We start from the raw sequence: 17,311 nt of genomic DNA, 5'->3' as shown, positions 1-17,311 counted from the left end.
TGGGACGGTAGGTCGGCAGATGTGCAAAAGGAGTGACAGTGAAGTGACAACGCCTGGTGGGGCGGCGGCCGTTGCCGCCACTACGACTCGAACGGGCCGTCGGGTGAGCCGAGTTCGGTGGCGTGGGCGCGCAGCAGGGGGTGCAGGATGTAGCGGGCGGGCGCGTGCTCGGTGACGAGGTGGGCGTCGGCGAGTTCGCCGAGGAGGATCCGGGCCCGGCGCAGGGGCAGTCCGGCGAGGTGGGCGGCGGCCGTGGCGGTGAGGTCGGGGCCCGGGTGGCGGGGCAGGAGGCGGAACAGGCGCTCGCCCTGCGGGGAGAGGCGTCGGGACGAGGCGAGAAACGCCGTGCGGACATCGGGTGTCGCGCCGGTGACGTCGTCGAAGGCGTCCAGATCGCCCTCTTGGGCGCGCAGTTGCGCCGCCAGGGCGGCGAGGGTGATCTCCGGCTGGTGCGTGAGGCGTCCCGCGACGGCGGTCAGGGCGAGGGGCAGACGGCCGCAGCGGGCGGCGATCTCGCCGGCGGCCGCGGGTTCGGCGGCCACCCGGCCGGCGCCGAGCCGCCGGGTGAGGATCTCGCGCGCGTCGGTGGCGGTCGGCGGTTCCAGGCGCAGCGGGCGGGCGCCCGAGGCGACCAGGCCGGGCAGGGCGTCGCGGCTGGTGACGAGGGTGAGACAGCCCGGCGAGCCGGGCAGCAGCGGGCCCGTCTGCTCGGTCCCGGCGGCGTCGTCGAGGACGACGAGGACGCGGCGGTCCGCCAGCAGGGTGCGGTAGAGACCGGCGCGCGCGGCCTGGCCCTCCGGGACTTCCGACGCGGGGACGCCCAGCGCGGTGAGCATCGTGCGCAGCGCCTCCCCGGGGTCCAGGGCGGGCCGTGCGGGGTCCGTGCCGCGCAGGGGGACGTACAGCAGGCCGTCCGGGTAGCGGCCGGCGATCCGGTGCGCCCAGTGCACGGCTAGGGCGCTCTTGCCGACGCCGGCCATCCCCACGACCGCGAGTACCGTCGGCCCCGGCTCCGCCGACCGCGCGGCCAGCCAGTGCAGTTCGGCTTTGCGACCGGCGAACTCATCCGCAGCGTGGGGTAGTTGAGTGGACGAATGGGGGTCCGGCGGAGTCCTCAGGTGGACGACGGGTGCGGCGCGGTCGAGGCGCACGGTCGGTCCGGAGCGCAGCCGGCCCACTTCCTGGCGGAGGACGCTCGTGTGGGCGGCGGCGAGTTCGGGGCCCGGACTGACGCCGAGGTCGGCCGTCAGACGCCGGCGGACCTCCTCGTACGCCGCCAGGGCGTCCGCCTGGAGGCCGCAGGCGGCCAGCGAGAGGATCAGACGCGCGTGCAGGGGTTCGTCGAGCGGGGCGAGCGCGGTGGCCCGGCGCAGGGCGGGCAGGACCTGGTCGGCCCGGCCGCACCGCAGGGCCGCGTCGGCGGCGAGGACGGCCGTGTGCAGGAGTTCGTGTTCGACGGCCGTGAACTGCACGTGCTCGCGGGCTCTTTGGGGGATGCCCATGGCGATGACCGGGCCGCGCCATTCCCGCAGCGCCTCGGTGAAGCGTTCGGCCGCCGTCTCGGGCCGCCCGGTGGCCGCCGCGCGCTTGCCCTGCCGGGTCAGTTCCCGGAAGCGCAGCAGGTCGACCTCGTCGTGGGCCGCCTGAAGCAGATAGCCGCCGGGGCGGTGCAGCAGACGTCGGCCGGGGGCACGGGGCGGTGACTCCGGTTCCAGCAGCCGCCGCAGCGCGGCCGCGTAACGGCGCACGACGTTGTGCGCGCTGGCGGGCGGCCGTTCGGCCCAGAGCACGTCGAGGATCTCGGACGTCGGCACGGTGCGGCCCGCGTGGGCCAGGAGCAGGGCGAGCAGGGCGCGTTGCTGGGGGAACCCGAGGCCGAGTTCGCGGTCCGCCCTCATCACCCTTACGGGGCCGAGCAGTTCGAAGCGCAGCCTTTCCCTGGGGTCAGCCGGCACCGGCGCGTCCATCCCGTCCGGTGAGGCGGGCCTCGACCCGTTCGGCGTCGGGGTGGTCCACGTCTCTGAGGAGGGTGAGCGCCTGCCGCCAGGCGGCGCGGGCGCTGTCGTGGTCGCCCATGGCCTGGTGGGTGTCGCCGACGCGGGAGAGGATGTCGGCCTCGACGTACGGCGCGCCGAGGTCGCGCAGCAGGGTCAGGGCGTTGCGATAGCCGAGCAGGGCGTGCGAGTGGCGGCCGAGGTGCTGGTGGACGTAGGCGATGCTGTCCCAGGTCGCGGCCTGGCCGTAGCGGTCGCCGAGGGCCTGGAGCATGGGCAGGGCCTCGAAGCAGTGCGCGAGGGCCTGCCGGTGCTCGCCGAGGAGGGCGTGGTACCAGCCGACCGAGTTCAGGACGCTGGCCTGCGCGGCGCGGTCGCCGAGCGCGCGGAACAGGTCGAGAGCGAGCTGGTTGTGGTGCAACGCGCCGGGCAGATCGCCGAGTTGCTCGCGTTCCCAGCCGAGGCTGCGGTGGGTGTTGGCGCGGCCTGTGTCGTCGCCGAGCCGCACGAACAGTCGCAGGGCCTCTTCCAGGCGGGAGACGGACTGTGCGTGCAGGCCCAGCCGGCCTTCGACGCGGGCCAGTCCGCGCAGTCCGCGGGCCTCCAGGGCCGGATCGGCGAGCCTGCGGGCGGCGGCGAGGGCGGTGCGCTGGACGGTGAGCCCGTCGTGCCAGTGGCCGCGCCGGTCGAAGAACGGCTCCAGGGACCAGGCGAGATGGCAGGCTACGCGTTCCTGCCCGGAGGCGGCGGCCGTGTCGACGACGGCCAGCAGCACGGCGTGCTCGGCGGTGAGCCAGGCCAGGGCCCGGTCGTCGTCCGCGAGGGGTTCGGGGCGCACGCCCTCGGGGGCGGGGGGCGGGGGCAGCGGGTCTGAGGTGGGGGCGAGGAGCCGGTCGGCGGTGTGCGCGGTGTGCAGGTAGTGGTGGTGCAGCCGGTGCAGGGCGGTGCGTCGTTCGCTCTCGGTGCGGTGTTCCTCGACGAGTTCGGCGGCGTGGGCGCGGAGCAGGTCGTGGAAGGAGTAGCGGGCGGGGCTGTGTTCGGCGACGAGGTGCAGGCCGGTCAACTCGGCGAGCAGCGGCCGTACTCGGCGTGCCGGCAGGCCGGCCAGGGCGGCGGCGGCCGGCAGGGAGAAGTCGGGACCGGGGTGCAGCGCGAGCAGTTCGAACAGCCGCCGGGCGGGTGGTGACACGGCCCGGGAGGACCAGGAGAACACGGAGCCGACGTCCACGGACGCGTCGGAGCGGGCGAAGGCATCGAGGCTGCCGTGCGCCTCGCGCAGTTCGGCGGCGACGGCGGAGAGGGGGAAGCGGGGGTGCGCGGCGGCGCGGGCGGCCACGCAGGCGAGGGCCAGCGGCAGGCCGGCGCACAGCTCGCCGATCTCGTCGGCGGCCCCCGGCTCGGCCTCGACCCGCTCGACGCCCAGCCGCCGGACCAGGAACGTCCGCGTCTGACCGGCGTCGAACGGGCGCAGGCCCAGCGCGTGCGCGCCCTGGCCGGCGACCAGCCCCGACAGCTCGTCGCGGCTGGTGACGAGGGTGAGGCAGCCCGGCGAGCCCGGCAGCAGCGGGCGGACGTGGTCGCTGTCGCGGGCGTTGTCCAGGACGACGAGGACGCGGCGCCCCGCGAGCACGCTGCGGTAGAGCGCGGCCTGCGCGTCCAGGCCGTGCGGCACCCGGTCGGGCGGCACCCCGAGTGCGTCGAGGAACCCCCGGACGGCCTCGCCGGGCTCCATGACTGCGCCGGACGGGCCGAAACCGCGCAGATTGACGTAGAGCTGCCCGTCGGGAAACCTGCCGGCGACGCGGTGCGCCCAGTGCACGGCGAGCGTGGTCTTGCCGACGCCGGCCATACCCCCGATCACCACGACCCGCCCCTCCTCAGCCGCGAGCACCCCAGCGACTTCGTCCCCGCGTACGGCGAACACGGCTACGTCATGGGGCAGTTGCCGGGGGACGGGCGCGACGGGGCCCGGTGCGGAGGCTGAGTCAGGGGGAGTGTCCGGCGTGGATGCCGGGGCGGTGACCGGCAACAAAGTCGCGCTCGGGGCGGAGGCGTCGCTGCCCGCCCCGGAGCCCGGCGCCCCGCCGACCGCACTCGATGCCCCCGCCCCTCGTACCGCCTCCCCCGCCTCCCGGAGTTCCGGTCCGGGGTCGATGCCGATTTCCTCGGAGAGGCGGGCACGGACGGCGTCGTAGACGGCGCGGGCCTCCCCGTGGCGGCCCGTCGCGGCGAGGGTGAGGATCAGCGCGGCCTGGGCGGGTTCGTCCAGCGGCTGCGCCGCCGCGGCCCGGTACAGCTCGGGCAGGACGACGTCGGGCAGTCCCGCGCGCAGCGCCGCGTCGGCGGCGGTCCGTACGGCGGTCAGGCGCTCGCGGTCTGCCGCGCCGAACGCCGGGTGGGCGCGGGCGTGGTCGGGGAGCCCGGCCGCGGCCGGCCCCCGCCACAGCGACAGCGCCTCGGTGAACAGCTCCACCGCCCGCGCGGGCGACTCACTCGCCGCCCGCCGTCCCGCCTCGCACAGTTCCCGGAACCTCAGCAGATCGAGGCAGTCACCGTCGGTCACGAGACGATAGCCGCCGGCCGCCCGGACCAGCCACCGCCCCTCCGCGCGCACGGCGAGCCCCGGCTCCAGCAGACGCCGCAGCGAGCCCGCGTGCCGTCGGATCACGTTGACCGCGCTGCGCGGCGGCTCCGCCCCCCACAGCGCGTCGACGATCTCCTCAAGGCCGACCGGGTCTCCCGCCCTGACCAGTAGCAACGCAAGGAGGGCGCGCTCCTGCGGCCCTCCGGGATCCAGCTCCGTCTCCCCCCGCCACACCCGCACGGGCCCCAGGACCGCGAACCGCACGGACTTCAGCGGCACGTCATTCCCCCTCCGGTGTTCCGCTCCCCGCAGTGGACTCTACGTCAGGGGGAGCGTCACCGAGAGTCAGTGGGAGTCAGCGCGGGAGTCGCCCCGGGAGCCGATGCCCGGGTCGGGCAGGGAGCCCACGCCGGAGTTCCCACCGGCACCGGATCGCGGGTCCGTGCGGCTCAGCGCCGAGACGAGCGCGTGGTGGATCTCGTCGGGCAGCCAGCCGCAGTGGGCGCCCTGCACCACGTACTCCGCGACCTCACGCAGCTTGGTGTTGGTGTGCTGGGAGATCTCCTTGAGGACCTCCCAGCCCTGCTCGGGGCGCAGACGCCCGACGGCGATCACGACACCGATCGCCTGGTCGACGACCGCGTGGGAGACGACGGCCCGCTGAAGCTGGTCGACCTCCGCTTCCAGGGCGGCGATCCGCTGCTCGGACTGCTCCCGGGAACCACCCGTCACAAACCGTCGTCCTCCCTCTCTCGCGCCCTCGCACCCGTCAGCCCTCTCCGTCATCTTTCCCAGCCTTCAGGCCGGGCCGGGCCCCGGCCGCACACAGAACGAACGACACCGCCGGGGCCGTCCGAAAAACGAATGCGATCCCGTTTGCGGGGCATCTGGGCTACGCCGGCGGTCGCCGGTCGTCTCCCCACCGCGGGACGTCCGACATCGAAGGGATCCGGTATCCGGGATGGACACGCTTTTCTTCGACAGTGACGACTTGGGCCGGACGGAGGACTTCCTCAGCCAGGCCTACGCCAGGATGCGGATCGGCAGCGGCGCCGCAGAGGCGGGCCGCGCGCGGATCAGCCGCAGCGCCATGCCGTCCGTGACCGTCGACGAACTCGACCTCGACTTCGAGATGAGCTACTCCGTCACCCCGCTGGGCAGGATCTGCCTCTGTCTCGTCCACGACGGGACGGTCGAGGACCATGCCTTCGACGGCGTCCAGGACTCCTTCGGCCCCGGTGACGTGGTGTCCTTCGCCCCGCCGAACCTGCCCTACTCGGGCCGGATCTGCAACGCCCGCTACAACATCACGATGCTGGACACCGACCTGCTCGCCCAGGTCGCCTCCGCCGCGCCCGGCCGCAGACCCGAGCCGGTACAGCTGACCGGCCACCGGCCCCACTCCGCCGCCGCGGCCCAGCACCTGCGGCGCAGCATCGTGTACGTCCGCGACCACATCCTGACCGAGCCCGAGCTCGCCGACCAGCCCCTGGTCGCCTCCACCGCCGCCCAGGGCCTGGCCGCGGGCGTGCTCGCCGCCTTCCCCAACACCGCGCTCACCGAGCCCACCGCGACCGACCGCAACGACGCACGCCCCGCCGTGCTGCGCCGCGCGCTGGCGTACATCGAGGACCACGCCGGCGAGCCCGTCACCGTGGCCGAGATCGCCGGGGCCGCCCATGTCACGGTCCGGGCGCTGCAGTACGCGTTCCGGCGGCACATGGACACCACCCCGCTGGCCCATCTGCGCCGGGTGCGGCTCTCCCACGCACACGCCGACCTGGTCGCCGGGACACCGTCGGCCACGACGGTCACCGAGGTCGCCGCCCGCTGGGGCTTCTTCCACCCGGGCCGCTTCGCCACCCTCTACCGCGCGTCCTACGGCCGCCCGCCCCACCGCACCCTCGGCGAGGACTGAACCCCCCTCCGGGCGGCCCACCCCCGGCGGACCCTATTCGTCCTCCGCCCGCTGCCGGCCGTCCGTCGCCCGCCGCTGGTCGTCCTCCATCCGCCGCTGGTCCTCCTCGGTCCACGCGCGCGTGTCACGGGGCGGTACGTAGGGCTCCTCGTCGTCGGGCAGTCCACCGGCGACGGCGCGCTGCCGCGCGAGTTCCGCGTCGAACTCCAGGCCGAGCAGAATGGCGATGTTGCTGATCCACAGCCACACCAGGAACACGATCACGCCGGCGAGCGTGCCGTAGGTCTTGTTGTACGAGGCGAAGTTGGCCGCGTAGAACGCGAAGCCGGCGGAGGCGATCAGCCAGATGAGCAGAGCGAGCACGCTGCCCGGGGTGATCCACTTGAAGCCGCGGCCCTTGACGTTCGGCGTCGCCCAGTACAGCAGGGCGATCATGATCGTGACGAGGACGACCAGCACCGGCCACTTGGCGATCGACCACACCGTCAGCGCGGTGTCGCCGATGCCCAGGGTCTCGCCCGCCCGGCGGGCCAGGTCACCGGTGAAGACCACGATCAGCGCGCTGATCACGGCCAGCACGAGCAGCGTCACCGTGACGCCGACACGGACCGGCAGCACCTTCCATACGGGGCGGCCCTCCGGCATGTCGTAGACGGCGTTCGCGCTGCGGATGAACGCGGCGACGTAGCCCGAGGCCGACCACACGGCGAGGACGATGCCGACGACCGCCATGATCGACCCGACCCCGCCGCGGCCCTGGAGCTGGGTCACCGCGTCGCTGATGATGTCCCGGGCGGAGCCGGGGGCGAGCTTCCTGACGTTCGCGAGGACCTCGTCGGTCGCCGACTTGCCCGCGACGCCCAGCAGGGACACCAGCACCAGCAGGGCGGGGAACAGCGACAGGATGCCGTAGTAGGTCAGCGCCGCCGCCCGGTCGGTGAGCTCGTCGTCCTGGAACTCCTTGACCGTCCCCTTGAGCACCGCCCCCCAGGAGCGCTTGGGCAGCTGGGTGGGCTCGTCCGGTGCCCGCCGTTCCACCGACTCGTCCGGGCCGGGCTCGCGCTCCGGGCCGGTCTCGCTGGGGCCCTCGATACGGTGATCGGATTTGGATGTCCGTGCCATAGCACCGGAGTAACCCTCTGGGCAGTGGAATAACATGCCCGCTTGCCAGCACGTTTGTATGGGCACTACTGTCACCACGCCTTGGTGAACGGGAAATCCGGTGTGATGCCGGTGCGGCCCTCGCCACTGTGATCGGGAAGTCCGGCTCCGGCCCTCACGGGCAGCCACTGGGTCCTTGCGACCCGGGAAGGCGGAGCACGGGCGGTGGTACCCGTCAGCCAGGAGACCGGCCAGGGCGCGTCAACCATCCACGAGGTGCTGGAGAGGGTCTGCCAAGCCATGCACATTGCCGAGGGTTTCCTTCCTCCGGCGCACGCGGTCGCCTGGGGTGTCGCGTCGGCGCCGTTCGTCGTCCACGGAGTGCGCCGCCTCAACCGTGAAGTGCGCGAACACCCCGAGAGCACGCTGCTCCTGGGCGCGTCCGGAGCCTTCACCTTCGTCCTGTCCGCACTGAAACTGCCGTCCGTCACCGGGAGCTGCTCCCACCCGACCGGGACGGGGCTGGGCGCCATCCTCTTCCGGCCGCCGATCATGGCGGTGCTGGGCACGATCACCCTGCTGTTCCAGGCGCTGCTGCTCGCCCACGGCGGTCTGACCACACTCGGCGCCAACGTGTTCTCCATGGCGATCGTCGGCCCCTGGGCGGGCTACGGCACGTACCGGCTGCTGCGCCGCTACAGCGTGCCGCTGATGGTCGCGGTGTTCTTCGGCGCGTTCGTCGCCGACCTGTCCACCTACTGCGTCACCAGCGTCCAGCTCGCGCTGGCGTTCCCCGACCCCGGCAGCGGGTTCCTCGGCGCGCTGGGCAAGTTCGGCTCGATCTTCGCCGTCACGCAGATCCCGCTGGCCGTCAGCGAGGGGCTGCTCACGGTGCTGGTGATGCGTCTGCTGGTGCAGTCCAGCAAGGGCGAGCTGACCCGGCTCGGCGTGCTGCTCGCCGGCCGGAAGACCGAGGCCGGCGTCGACACCGAGGCGGTGGCCCGGTGAAGCGCAACACGAAGATCAACGCGCTGCTGCTCCTCCTCGTCGTCGCCCTGGCCGTGCTGCCGCTGGCCCTCGGCCTGGGCGACCACAAGAAGGAGCCCTTCGCCGGCGCGGACGCCGAGGCGGAGACCGCGATCACCGAGATCAAGCCCGACTACGAGCCCTGGTTCTCCCCCCTGTACGAACCGCCCTCCGGCGAGATCGAGTCGGCCCTCTTCGCTCTCCAGGCCGCGCTCGGCGCGGGCGTGCTCGCCTACTACTTCGGGCTGCGCCGCGGCCGCCGCCAGGGCGAGCTGCGGGCACTGACCGAGGCGGAGGGCCCCGACGGCACGCCGTCCGAGGGCGTGTCGGCACGGTCCGCCTCCGAACCGGCCTGAGCAACTCGTGCTGCCGATCGACGCGGCGGCGCACAGCAGTCGCTGGCGCCGCCGCCACCCCGTGGACAAGGCCGTGCTCGGTCTGGGGCTGACCGTGCTGGCGATCTCGCTGCCGCCGTGGCCGGGAGCGGCCCTGGTGCTGGCGGCGGCGCTCGCCGTGCTGCTGGGCCCGGCGGGCGTCCCGGCCCGCCGGTTGTGGCGCGCCTACCGGGTGCCGCTGGGCTTCTGCGCGACCGGCGCGGTCACCCTGCTGGTGCGGGTGGGCGGGCCCGGCGGATGGGTGGGCTGGGCCGACGGCGGACCGGCCCGCGCCGGAGAGCTGATGCTGCGCACCTCGGCGGCCTCCCTCGGCGTCCTGCTGTTCGCGTTCACGACCCCGATGTCGGACCTGCTGCCCCGCCTGGTGAAGGCCGGGGTGCCGGCGCCGGTCGTCGACGTCGCGCTGGTGACGTACCGGATGAGCTTCCTGCTGCTGGACTCGGTGCGCCGGATCCGGGAGGCCCAGGCGGCCCGGCTCGGCCACACCGGCCGGGCGGCGGAGTGGCGTTCGCTCGCCGGGCTGGGCGCCACCGCGTTCGTGCGGGCCTTCGACCGGGCCACGCGGCTGCAGGCCGGGCTCGCCGGACGCGGCTACGACGGCACCCTGCGCGTGCTGGTGCCCGAGGCGCGCGTCTCCGTCCGTTTCGTGGCGGCCGCCCTCGGGCTCCTCGGGGCCCTTGCCGTCCTGACCCTGATCCTGGAAAGGCCTCTGACATGAGCGAGCTGGTCGCGCTGCGGGGCGCCTCCTTCGCGTACGAGGACGGCCCGACCGTGCTCGACGGTCTCGACTTCGAGGTCCGCGAGGGGCGCGCGCTCGCCCTGCTGGGCCGCAACGGCAGCGGCAAGACGACGCTGATGCGGCTGCTCAGCGGTGGACTGCGGCCCCGGAACGGGGAGTTGAGGGTCGACGGGCGGCCGGTGTCGTACGACCGCAAGGGGCTGACCCGGCTGCGGACGACCGTCCAGCTGGTGGTGCAGGACCCGGACGACCAGTTGTTCGCCGCGTCCGTCTCCCAGGACGTGTCGTTCGGGCCGCTGAACCTAGGCCTGTCCGACGGCGAGGTGCGGGCCCGGGTGGACGAGGCGCTCGCCGCGCTGGACATCGCCGCGCTGGCCGACCGGCCCACCCATCTGCTGTCGTACGGGCAGCGCAAGCGGACGGCGATCGCGGGCGCCGTCGCGATGCGGCCCCGGGTGCTGATCCTGGACGAGCCGACGGCGGGGCTCGACCCGGACGGCCAGGAGCGTCTGCTGGCCACGCTGGACTCGCTGGGGGCGTCCGGCACCACGGTGGTGATGGCCACGCACGACGTCGACCTCGCCCTCCGCTGGGCCGACGACGCGGCCCTGCTCACTCCGTCCGGCGCCCACACCGGCCCCGCCGCCGCGGCCCTGGCCCGCACGGACCTGCTGCGACAGGCGGGGCTGCGGCTGCCGTGGGGGGTGGCGGCGGCGCGACTGCTGCGCGCGCAGGGCGTGCTGGACGCGTCCGAGCCGGGTCCGCGCAGCCCCGAGGAACTGAACGCCCTGACGGCGGCGCCCCTCGCGGCCCCGCGTCCGGCCGACTCCTGACGGCCGGACCCGGGGGGTCCGCGGCGGGAGGCCCGTGTCAGCTGCTGTAGACGCCGACCTCGTGGAGCGAGTAACCCCACTCGGTGCCGCGGGTGACGCCCTGGACGCGGACGTAGCGGGCCGGGGTGCCGGTGAAGCGGGCCGTGTCCAGGCCGCCGTCGCCGGCCGTGGTCGACCAGGCGGTCCGCCAGGTCACGCCGTCGGTGGAGAGCTCGATCCGGTACGCCTTGCCGTAGGCACGCTCCCATTGCAGGGTGACGCGGCTGACCAGGTGGGTGGCGCCCAGGTCGACGCGCAGCCACTGGTCGTCGCTCCAGTCGCTGGCCCAGCGGGTGCCGGCGTCGCCGTCGACAGCGCGGCTCGGGGCGTAGCTGGTGAAGGGGTTGAACTCGGCCGAACTGGCAGTCGCCGCCGCCCCCTTGGCGAGGTCGACGCCTGCCTGGTGCCGCTCGGTGCCGCCCCAGGTGCCGAGGTAGGACTCGGCGCCGCGCAGGAGGTCGTCCACGACGTCCCGGCCGCCGACCAGCCGGATGTCCTCGATCCAGTCGGGGATCATGCCGGCGTGGGCGGCGCCGTCGGTGTTGACGTCCCAGGTGCGCTCTCCGGTGGTCTGCCGGTCGATGACGGAGCCGCCGTCGGCGCTCCTGAAGGGGTAGACGACCTTGTCGGCCGCGTCCGCGCCGCGCGGGGCGGGGTGGTCGCCGATGCCGTTGAAGTCGGTGCCGTAGCCGTAGCCGACGCCGTACTTGTCGCGCAGCGCGTCGGTGCGCTCGGCCTCGGCGCTGAACTCCTTGGAGCCGTGCATGTACTGGGCGACGAAGCCGCCGACGGCGTAGACCCGCTCGGTCCAGTCGGCGTCCATCCAGCTGTGCGAGGAGATGACGCCGGGGTAGGACTCGGCCTCCAGGATGTCGAGCACCCGGCTGGTGCCCTTCACGCTCATGTGGTCGATCTCGACCATCATCTTGCGTTTCATCAGGCCGCGCAGGGCGTACTCGCCGAGGCCGGTGAGCCCGCGGACGTTGCACCGGGCGTCGGCCGCGTAGCGGGGCGCCTCGGTGCCGGCCGGGAGGTCGGCCGCGGCCTTCGAGGCCGCCACGTCGCCGATGGGGTTGTCCTTCTGCGGGCCGGTGCACTTCTCGGTCTTCCAGAAGGTGCCCGTGGACAGGAACTGGCCGACGTTGATGGCGGTGCCGAGGCCGTGCTCGTCGAAGCGGACGCCGCAGAGCGCGTTGTCGAGCTTGTGGCACAGGAACATGCTGCGCACGCCCAGCGCGTACAGCTCGTCCAGGCCCTTGTCGATGTCCTCCTTGCTGCACTGTGCGATGTCCAGGACCTGCTTGCAGCCGAACGGCTCGGAGGTCTCCACGCCCAGCACGACGGCGAGTTTGCCCTGCTGGATGACCTGGCGGGCCTGCGCGCTGTCGGTGACGACGCGGAACCAGCCCTTGCCCGTGCCGCCGTACATCTTGTCGACGTAGGCCTGGAGGTCGTAGGTCAGCTTGGCCTGGAGCCGGATGGAGGTCATCTCGTCGCAGCCGCGGTCCTTGAAGAAGTAGACCGAGCAGATCACGCCGTTGGTGACGAGGTCGTTGACCAGGACGCGCTGGCCGCCGCGCCAGGCCCGCTCGACCCAGGCGTAGTAGTTCGCCTGGTGGGTCATCGAGTCGTAGGCGGGCCAGTCCTTGAAGGTGGGCCAGCCGGCCGGGTCGTGGCGGCCGTCCCCGCCGTGGGTGATGTAGTCGAAGACGGCGAGGGTGCCGTCCGGGTAGTGCTCGGGACAGTCCTTGAGGGCGTCGGCGACGCCCGCGGCGGAGAACGGCTTGCCGCAGATGAGGCGGCCGCCGAACGCCTCGTTGGACATCAGGTGGTTGTGCGCGTCGACGAACCCGCGCACCTTGCCCTGGGCGTCGGTCCCGGTGAACGGCTCACCGGTGACGTCGATACCGGAATCCGGCGCGGGCCGGGCGGTGGGCGTCCACCAGTCGGCCGCGGCGGCCGAACTCGGGGTGGGTCCGAGCACCATGGCGAGCACCAGGAGGAGCAGCGACACGACGGTGACGTCTTTGCGTCCGCGGTGCGGGCGTCGAGCCTTGGCCACTGCTCACGTCCTTGGGTTGTCATGACCGGTACAGATATGCGATGAGGATCACCACTGCGGCACGCCGCGTCAAGAGGTCGAAACGGAACGGGAGTTGATCGATCAGCACGGCATGCGCGAGCCGGCCGGCCCGAGGCGGCGGGCGACGGCAGGGCAGGGCCGCGGGTGGGACCGTCAGAGCCGGGAGGCGCCGTCCGGGGTGAGGTCCTGCTCGGCCCAGATGCACTTGCCGTCGTCCATGTAGCGGGCGCCCCAGCGGCGGGAGAGCGCCGACACCAGGTACAGGCCCCGCCCGTTCTCGTCGGTCTGCGCGGCGCGGCGGATGCGCGGCGTGGTGAGGCTGCCGTCGTACACCTCGCAGACCAGCGACCGGCTGCGCAGCAGTCTGAGGCTGACGGGCCCCTTGGCGTGCCGGATCGCGTTGCCGACGAGTTCGCTCACCACCATCTCGGCGGTGGCCTCCAGTTCGTCGAGCCCCCACTCCTCCAGCTGACGCCGGACGTGCCGCCGGGCCTCGGCGGCGGCCCTCGGGTCCGCCGGGAGCGGCCAGGAGGCGACGTCGCCAGGGGCGGCGGCCCGGGTGTGGACGAGGAAGAGGGCGGCGTCGTCGACGGCCCGCGGCCGGTCGCCGGTCAGCGCGGCGGTGACCATGCCGCACAGTTCGTCGAGGCGCTCGCCGGCGTCGGCGGCCTCGTCTGCGGGGCGCCAGGGCGCGAAGTAGCCGGTCCGCGCCACGGCGTCGCGCACGGCCCAGGTCAGCCGGTCGACCCCGTCGTCGCTGTCCCCGTCCATCGAGCGGACCAGCCCGTCGGTGAAGAAGACGAGCACGCTCTCCTCCGGCAGGCGCACCGCGCCGGTGTCGAACGGCGGGCGGGCAACCCCCAGCGGCGGGTTCGCGGCCGGCTCGGGGTGGTGGACGCTTCCGTCGGGGTGGACGACGACGGGCGGCGGATGGCCGGCCCGGCAGAAGGTGCAGATCCGGCCGACGGGGTCGAACACCGCGTACAGGCAGGTGGCGTAGCTGTCCTCGCCGAGCTCCTCGACGACGTCGTTGAGGTGGACGAGCACCTCCTCCGGGGGGAGTTCGAGGTCGGCGAGGGTGCGCACGGCGGTGCGCAGCCGTCCCATGGTGGCGGCCTCGGCGATGCCGTGGCCCATCACGTCGCCGACGACCATGGCGACCCGGTCGGCGGACAGCGCGATGAGGTCGTACCAGTCGCCGCCCACCGCGGCGCCCTCGCTCGCCGGGAGGTAGCGGGCGGCGGCGGTCGCGGCCGGCAGAGAGGGCAGGGAGCGGGGCAGCAGCCCGCGTTGCAGGGACTGCGCGCGGTCGTGCTCGGCGTCGTACAGCCGGGCCCGTTCCAGCGCCTGGCCGACGAGCCCGCCGAGGGCGGCCAGCAGGGTGCGCTCCTCGTCACTGAAGGTGCGCGGCAGGGCGAAGGAGACGACGCAGCAGCCGATGTCGCGGCTGGACGCGACGAGCGGCAGGAACGCCCACGCGTTCTTGTCGGGGTGGGTGAGGGCGCGCAGGCCGGGGAAGCGGCGCAGGAACTCCTGGGTGCTCTCGACCAGCAGCGGGCGGCGCAGCCGCAGCACCTCGGCGACCAGGACGTTGGAGTCGGGCGGCACTCCTTCGATGTGGCGGTCGAGGAAGTCCTGGCTGTAGCCGACGGACCCGACGACATGCATGCGGCCGTTCTCTATCGCCTGGATGACGAGCCCGTCGGCGCCGAACGGGCCGAGCACATGGCGGGCGACGGCGTCGACGACGTCGGTCGCGGTGACGGCCTCGGCGAGTGCCGAGGTCAGCTCCGTCATCCGGGCGGCCCGCAGCGCCCCGCCGAGCACGGGATACGGCCGCCGCCCGAGCCGGCCGGCCATCCAGCGCGCCACGGCGGTCAGGAAGGACCGCTGGTGGGCGTCGGGCGCCTGGGCCTGCCAGAGCAGCAGGGTGAGGACGCCGAGCCGCCCGTCGGCGCCGTGCAGCGGCACGGACACCATGGCGCGGCAGCCGCTGCACGCGTCCTTCACGGCTTCCCAGTGCAGCGAGCCGTCGCGCATGGTCCGCGCCGGGGTGGTGTCGCGCTCCGCCGACAGGTGCGCCCACTCCTCGATGAGCCGGTCGGGGAGACCGCCGGCCACCACCAGGCGCATTCCGGCGTCCGTGTCGCTGCGCAGATGGACGAACCCGCCGAGGGCGCCGGTCCCGGCCGTCGCCTGCTGGAGAGCCAGCGTCAGCGCCTCGTAGGGCGAGAGGTCGTGGCTCTGCGCCTCCAGGAGGGCCAGCCTGGCCGCCGCGGAGGGTTCCGTGAGGGTGAGAGGTGCGTCGTCCGTCGTCATCGGGTCACCCGTCCGGGCCGCGGCTTCGCGCCGGCGTGGGCGGCTGCCGGAGCATCGCGTTCATCGGACTGCTCCAGCTTACGACGGGGGGCGCGGGCCGACCCGTCCAGCGGCCGGGGCGTGAATGTGTTGCCCCGGCGTGCGTACTGTGACTCAATCGGATAGCTGACAGCACGGATCTCGGCGGTACCCCTCGCCGCGCCGGCGTGCCGGAGGGAGCGGCTCGTATGTACGGGGATGTGACCGAGGGCGGTGACGAGATCACGGCGGCGCCCAGCGGGCTGCTGGACCTCCTCAAGGTCGCCGCGGTGGTCCTGGACGCGGTGGGGAACATCGCGCTGTGGAGCCCCGAGATCGAGCAGCTGCTCGGCTACCCGGCCGAGGAGGCGCTCGGGCAGCGCGGTGACCTGCTGCTGGTCGCTCCCGAGAACCGGCAGAAGGTCCGGGATCTGTTCGCCCAGGTCCGCTCGGGCGCCCGGTGGGCGGGCGTGTTCCCGCTGCGGCACCGGGACGGCACCGAACGCGCCGTGGAGTTCCGCACGATGCGTCTGCTGGACACCGAAGGCCGGCCCCATCTGCTCGGGCTGGCGACGGACGCGCGGACCGTGCGGCTGGTGGAGCGGGACCTGGCCCTCTCCCACAGCCTCGTCAACCAGACTCCGCTGGGCATCGCCGTCTTCGACAACGACCTGCGCTGGGTGGGCGTCAACCCGGCGCTGGAGCGCATCAACGGCCTGCCGGAGTCGGCCGTGGTGGGCCGCCGGGTGGGCGAGGTGCTGCCCGACCTGGACGTCGAGGCCATAGAGAACCGGATGCGGCACGTCCTGGCGACCGGCAGGCCCCTGCTGGACCAGCAGACGGTCGGGCGGACGGCGGGGGACGCCCGGGAGCGCGCGTACTCGGAGTCGTACCACCGCATCGAGGACACCAACGGCAGGGTCCTCGGTCTCGCGATGGCCGTCCTGGACGTCACCGAACGCCAGCAGGCGGCCACCGAGATCGCCCAGGCGCGGCAGCGGCTGTCGGTGCTCGCGGACGCCGGGGTGCGGATCGGCACCACGCTGGACCTCCAGCAGACCGCGCGGGAGCTCGCCGGGGTGGCCGTGCCGCACGTGGCCGACCTGGCCGCCGTCGACATCCTGGAGTCGGTCGTCGCGCACGAGACGATCACGCCCGTCAGCGGCGACGCCCCCGCGGAGTTCCGGGCGCTGGCGGTGGCGGCCGGGTACGCCACCGACGCCATCCACGCCGCCGACCCGGTCGGCGAGCTGGCCACCTACGGCCCCTCACGGATCATCACCCAGTGCGTCCGCGAGGCCCGTCCGGTGCTCGTCGAGCGCGTGGACGGGCGGACCATGCGGCGCATCGCCCGGGACGCGCGCGCCGCGCAGGCGCTGCACGAGGCGGGCGTGCACTCGTACATGGCGCTGCCGTTGCTGGCGCGGGGCAAGGTGCTCGGCACGCTCAGCCTGTACCGCACGGTCAACGAGTCGCCCTTCGACGAGCAGGACCGTGTCCTCGCCGCGGAGATCGCCGCCCGGGCCGCGATCTCCATCGACAACGCCCGCCTCTACGGCCGCGAGCGCGCCACCGCCCTGACCCTGCAACGCAGTCTGCTGCCCTCCGCACCGGCCCGGCGGGAGGGCCTGGACATCTCCGCCCGCTACCGGCCGGCGCTGAGCGAGGTCGGCGGCGACTGGTACGACGTGCTGCCGCTGGGGCCCGGACGGACCGGGCTCGTGGTGGGGGACGTCATGGGCAAGGGTGTCCAAGCCGCCGCGATCATGGGGCAGTTGAGCACGGCCACCCGGGCGCTGGCCCGGCTGGACCTGCCGCCGGCCGAGCTGCTGCGGCACCTCGACGACATCGCCGGCTCGCTCGGTGACGCCATCGCCACCTGTGTGTACGCGGTGTGTGATCTGCGGGTCGGCAGTTGCGCGCTGTCGAGCGCCGGTCATCTGCCGCCGGTACTGGCCTCGGCGGGGGGCGAGGCACGGCTCGTCGATGTGCCGGGCGGAGTGCCGCTGGGGGTGGGCGGGGTGGACTTCGGCACCGTGGAGCTCGAACTGCCGCCGGGTTCGCTGCTGGCCCTGTACACCGACGGGCTGGTGGAGAACCGGGCCGAGCCGATCGACGCCGGCCTCGGCACGCTGACCCGCCTTCTGTGCAGCCCCGCTCCGAGCCTGGAGCGCACGAGCGACGCCCTGCTGGACGCGCTGCGCCCGGAGCCCGACGACGACGTGGCGCTCCTGCTGGTCCGCACCCGGAGCTGAGCGCCCG

Annotated in this window: 12 protein-coding genes and 1 riboswitch; of the genes, 6 read left to right on the top strand and 6 right to left on the bottom strand. The window is 73.8% G+C overall.

Annotated elements, in window-relative coordinates; translation table 11 throughout:
- Positions 1 to 80 precede the first annotated feature (80 nt).
- The 3 genes from ACIOC0_RS01110 to ACIOC0_RS01100 form a co-directional block, all read right to left on the bottom strand.
- Positions 81 to 1,955: a BTAD domain-containing putative transcriptional regulator gene (locus ACIOC0_RS01110; RefSeq protein ID WP_402150748.1), complete on the bottom strand. Its 1,875-nt coding sequence runs from the start codon at positions 1,953 to 1,955 to the stop codon at positions 81 to 83.
- Complete coding sequence (locus tag ACIOC0_RS01105; RefSeq protein WP_402150746.1) at positions 1,945 to 4,857, bottom strand: AfsR/SARP family transcriptional regulator; 2,913 nt, start codon at positions 4,855 to 4,857, stop codon at positions 1,945 to 1,947. The genes ACIOC0_RS01110 and ACIOC0_RS01105 overlap by 11 nt, the downstream gene beginning before the upstream one ends.
- A 66-nt stretch (positions 4,858 to 4,923) precedes the next feature.
- The gene (locus tag ACIOC0_RS01100) at positions 4,924 to 5,310 is read right to left on the bottom strand and encodes an ANTAR domain-containing protein (RefSeq protein WP_402150743.1); all 387 of its coding nucleotides are present in this window, start codon (positions 5,308 to 5,310) and stop codon (positions 4,924 to 4,926) included.
- A gap of 229 nt (positions 5,311 to 5,539) precedes the next feature.
- Here ACIOC0_RS01100 and ACIOC0_RS01095 point away from each other — a divergent pair, with 229 nt between their 5' ends.
- Complete coding sequence (locus ACIOC0_RS01095; protein ID WP_402150740.1) at positions 5,540 to 6,496, top strand: helix-turn-helix transcriptional regulator; 957 nt, start codon at positions 5,540 to 5,542, stop codon at positions 6,494 to 6,496.
- A 33-nt stretch (positions 6,497 to 6,529) separates the two neighbouring features.
- On the opposite strand, the gene ACIOC0_RS01090 is transcribed toward ACIOC0_RS01095, so the two are convergent.
- Positions 6,530 to 7,618, bottom strand: a complete 1,089-nt coding sequence (locus ACIOC0_RS01090) for a YihY/virulence factor BrkB family protein (RefSeq protein WP_402150737.1) — start codon at positions 7,616 to 7,618, stop codon at positions 6,530 to 6,532.
- 52 nt (positions 7,619 to 7,670) lie between these two features.
- Positions 7,671 to 7,868: riboswitch (cobalamin riboswitch) on the top strand.
- A gap of 29 nt (positions 7,869 to 7,897) precedes the next feature.
- Between ACIOC0_RS01090 and ACIOC0_RS01085 the strand changes: the two genes are divergently transcribed.
- The 4 genes from ACIOC0_RS01085 to ACIOC0_RS01070 are packed head-to-tail and all read left to right on the top strand — an operon-like array spanning position 7,898 to position 10,590.
- Positions 7,898 to 8,605 carry an energy-coupling factor ABC transporter permease gene (locus ACIOC0_RS01085; protein WP_402150735.1) on the top strand — a complete coding sequence of 236 codons (708 nt, stop codon included), beginning with the start codon at positions 7,898 to 7,900 and terminating at the stop codon, positions 8,603 to 8,605.
- Positions 8,602 to 8,979 carry an energy-coupling factor ABC transporter substrate-binding protein gene (locus ACIOC0_RS01080; protein WP_402150732.1) on the top strand — a complete coding sequence of 126 codons (378 nt, stop codon included), beginning with the start codon at positions 8,602 to 8,604 and terminating at the stop codon, positions 8,977 to 8,979. Before ACIOC0_RS01085 ends, ACIOC0_RS01080 begins: the two co-directional genes overlap by 4 nt.
- Positions 8,980 to 8,986: 7 nt before the next feature.
- On the top strand, positions 8,987 to 9,736 hold the full coding sequence (gene cbiQ, locus ACIOC0_RS01075; protein ID WP_130440010.1) for a cobalt ECF transporter T component CbiQ: 750 nt from the start codon (positions 8,987 to 8,989) through the stop codon (positions 9,734 to 9,736).
- Positions 9,733 to 10,590, top strand: a complete 858-nt coding sequence (locus ACIOC0_RS01070; protein ID WP_402150729.1) for an ATP-binding cassette domain-containing protein — start codon at positions 9,733 to 9,735, stop codon at positions 10,588 to 10,590. Before cbiQ ends, ACIOC0_RS01070 begins: the two co-directional genes overlap by 4 nt.
- A 37-nt stretch (positions 10,591 to 10,627) precedes the next feature.
- Here ACIOC0_RS01070 and ACIOC0_RS01065 read toward each other — a convergent pair whose 3' ends face one another.
- Positions 10,628 to 12,616: a discoidin domain-containing protein gene (locus ACIOC0_RS01065; RefSeq protein WP_402153118.1), complete on the bottom strand. Its 1,989-nt coding sequence runs from the start codon at positions 12,614 to 12,616 to the stop codon at positions 10,628 to 10,630.
- A gap of 249 nt (positions 12,617 to 12,865) precedes the next feature.
- Positions 12,866 to 15,031: a SpoIIE family protein phosphatase gene (locus tag ACIOC0_RS01060; protein WP_402150726.1), complete on the bottom strand. Its 2,166-nt coding sequence runs from the start codon at positions 15,029 to 15,031 to the stop codon at positions 12,866 to 12,868.
- A 227-nt stretch (positions 15,032 to 15,258) separates the two neighbouring features.
- On the opposite strand from ACIOC0_RS01060, the gene ACIOC0_RS01055 reads away from it, so the two are divergent.
- Positions 15,259 to 17,304 carry a SpoIIE family protein phosphatase gene (locus tag ACIOC0_RS01055; RefSeq protein WP_402150723.1) on the top strand — a complete coding sequence of 682 codons (2,046 nt, stop codon included), beginning with the start codon at positions 15,259 to 15,261 and terminating at the stop codon, positions 17,302 to 17,304.
- Positions 17,305 to 17,311 lie beyond the last annotated feature (7 nt).

This window comes from Streptomyces sp. NPDC088254 (assembly GCF_044740925.1).
GTDB lineage: Bacteria > Actinomycetota > Actinomycetes > Streptomycetales > Streptomycetaceae > Streptomyces.
Note: the sequence above shows the minus strand (reverse complement) of the source record. Positions and strands in the feature narration are given on the sequence as shown.

Excerpts from the sequence above, each read along its gene's own strand:
- ACIOC0_RS01095 (WP_402150740.1), top strand. The coding sequence starts at position 5,540 with ATGGACACGCTTTTCTTCGACAGTGACGACTTGGGCCGGACGGAGGAC.
- ACIOC0_RS01090 (WP_402150737.1), bottom strand. The coding sequence starts at position 7,618 with ATGGCACGGACATCCAAATCCGATCACCGTATCGAGGGCCCCAGCGAG.
- ACIOC0_RS01085 (WP_402150735.1), top strand. The coding sequence starts at position 7,898 with ATGCACATTGCCGAGGGTTTCCTTCCTCCGGCGCACGCGGTCGCCTGG.
- ACIOC0_RS01070 (WP_402150729.1), top strand. The coding sequence starts at position 9,733 with ATGAGCGAGCTGGTCGCGCTGCGGGGCGCCTCCTTCGCGTACGAGGAC.
- ACIOC0_RS01065 (WP_402153118.1), bottom strand. The coding sequence starts at position 12,616 with ATGGTGCTCGGACCCACCCCGAGTTCGGCCGCCGCGGCCGACTGGTGG.
- ACIOC0_RS01060 (WP_402150726.1), bottom strand. The coding sequence starts at position 15,031 with ATGACGACGGACGACGCACCTCTCACCCTCACGGAACCCTCCGCGGCG.
- ACIOC0_RS01055 (WP_402150723.1), top strand. The coding sequence starts at position 15,259 with ATGTACGGGGATGTGACCGAGGGCGGTGACGAGATCACGGCGGCGCCC.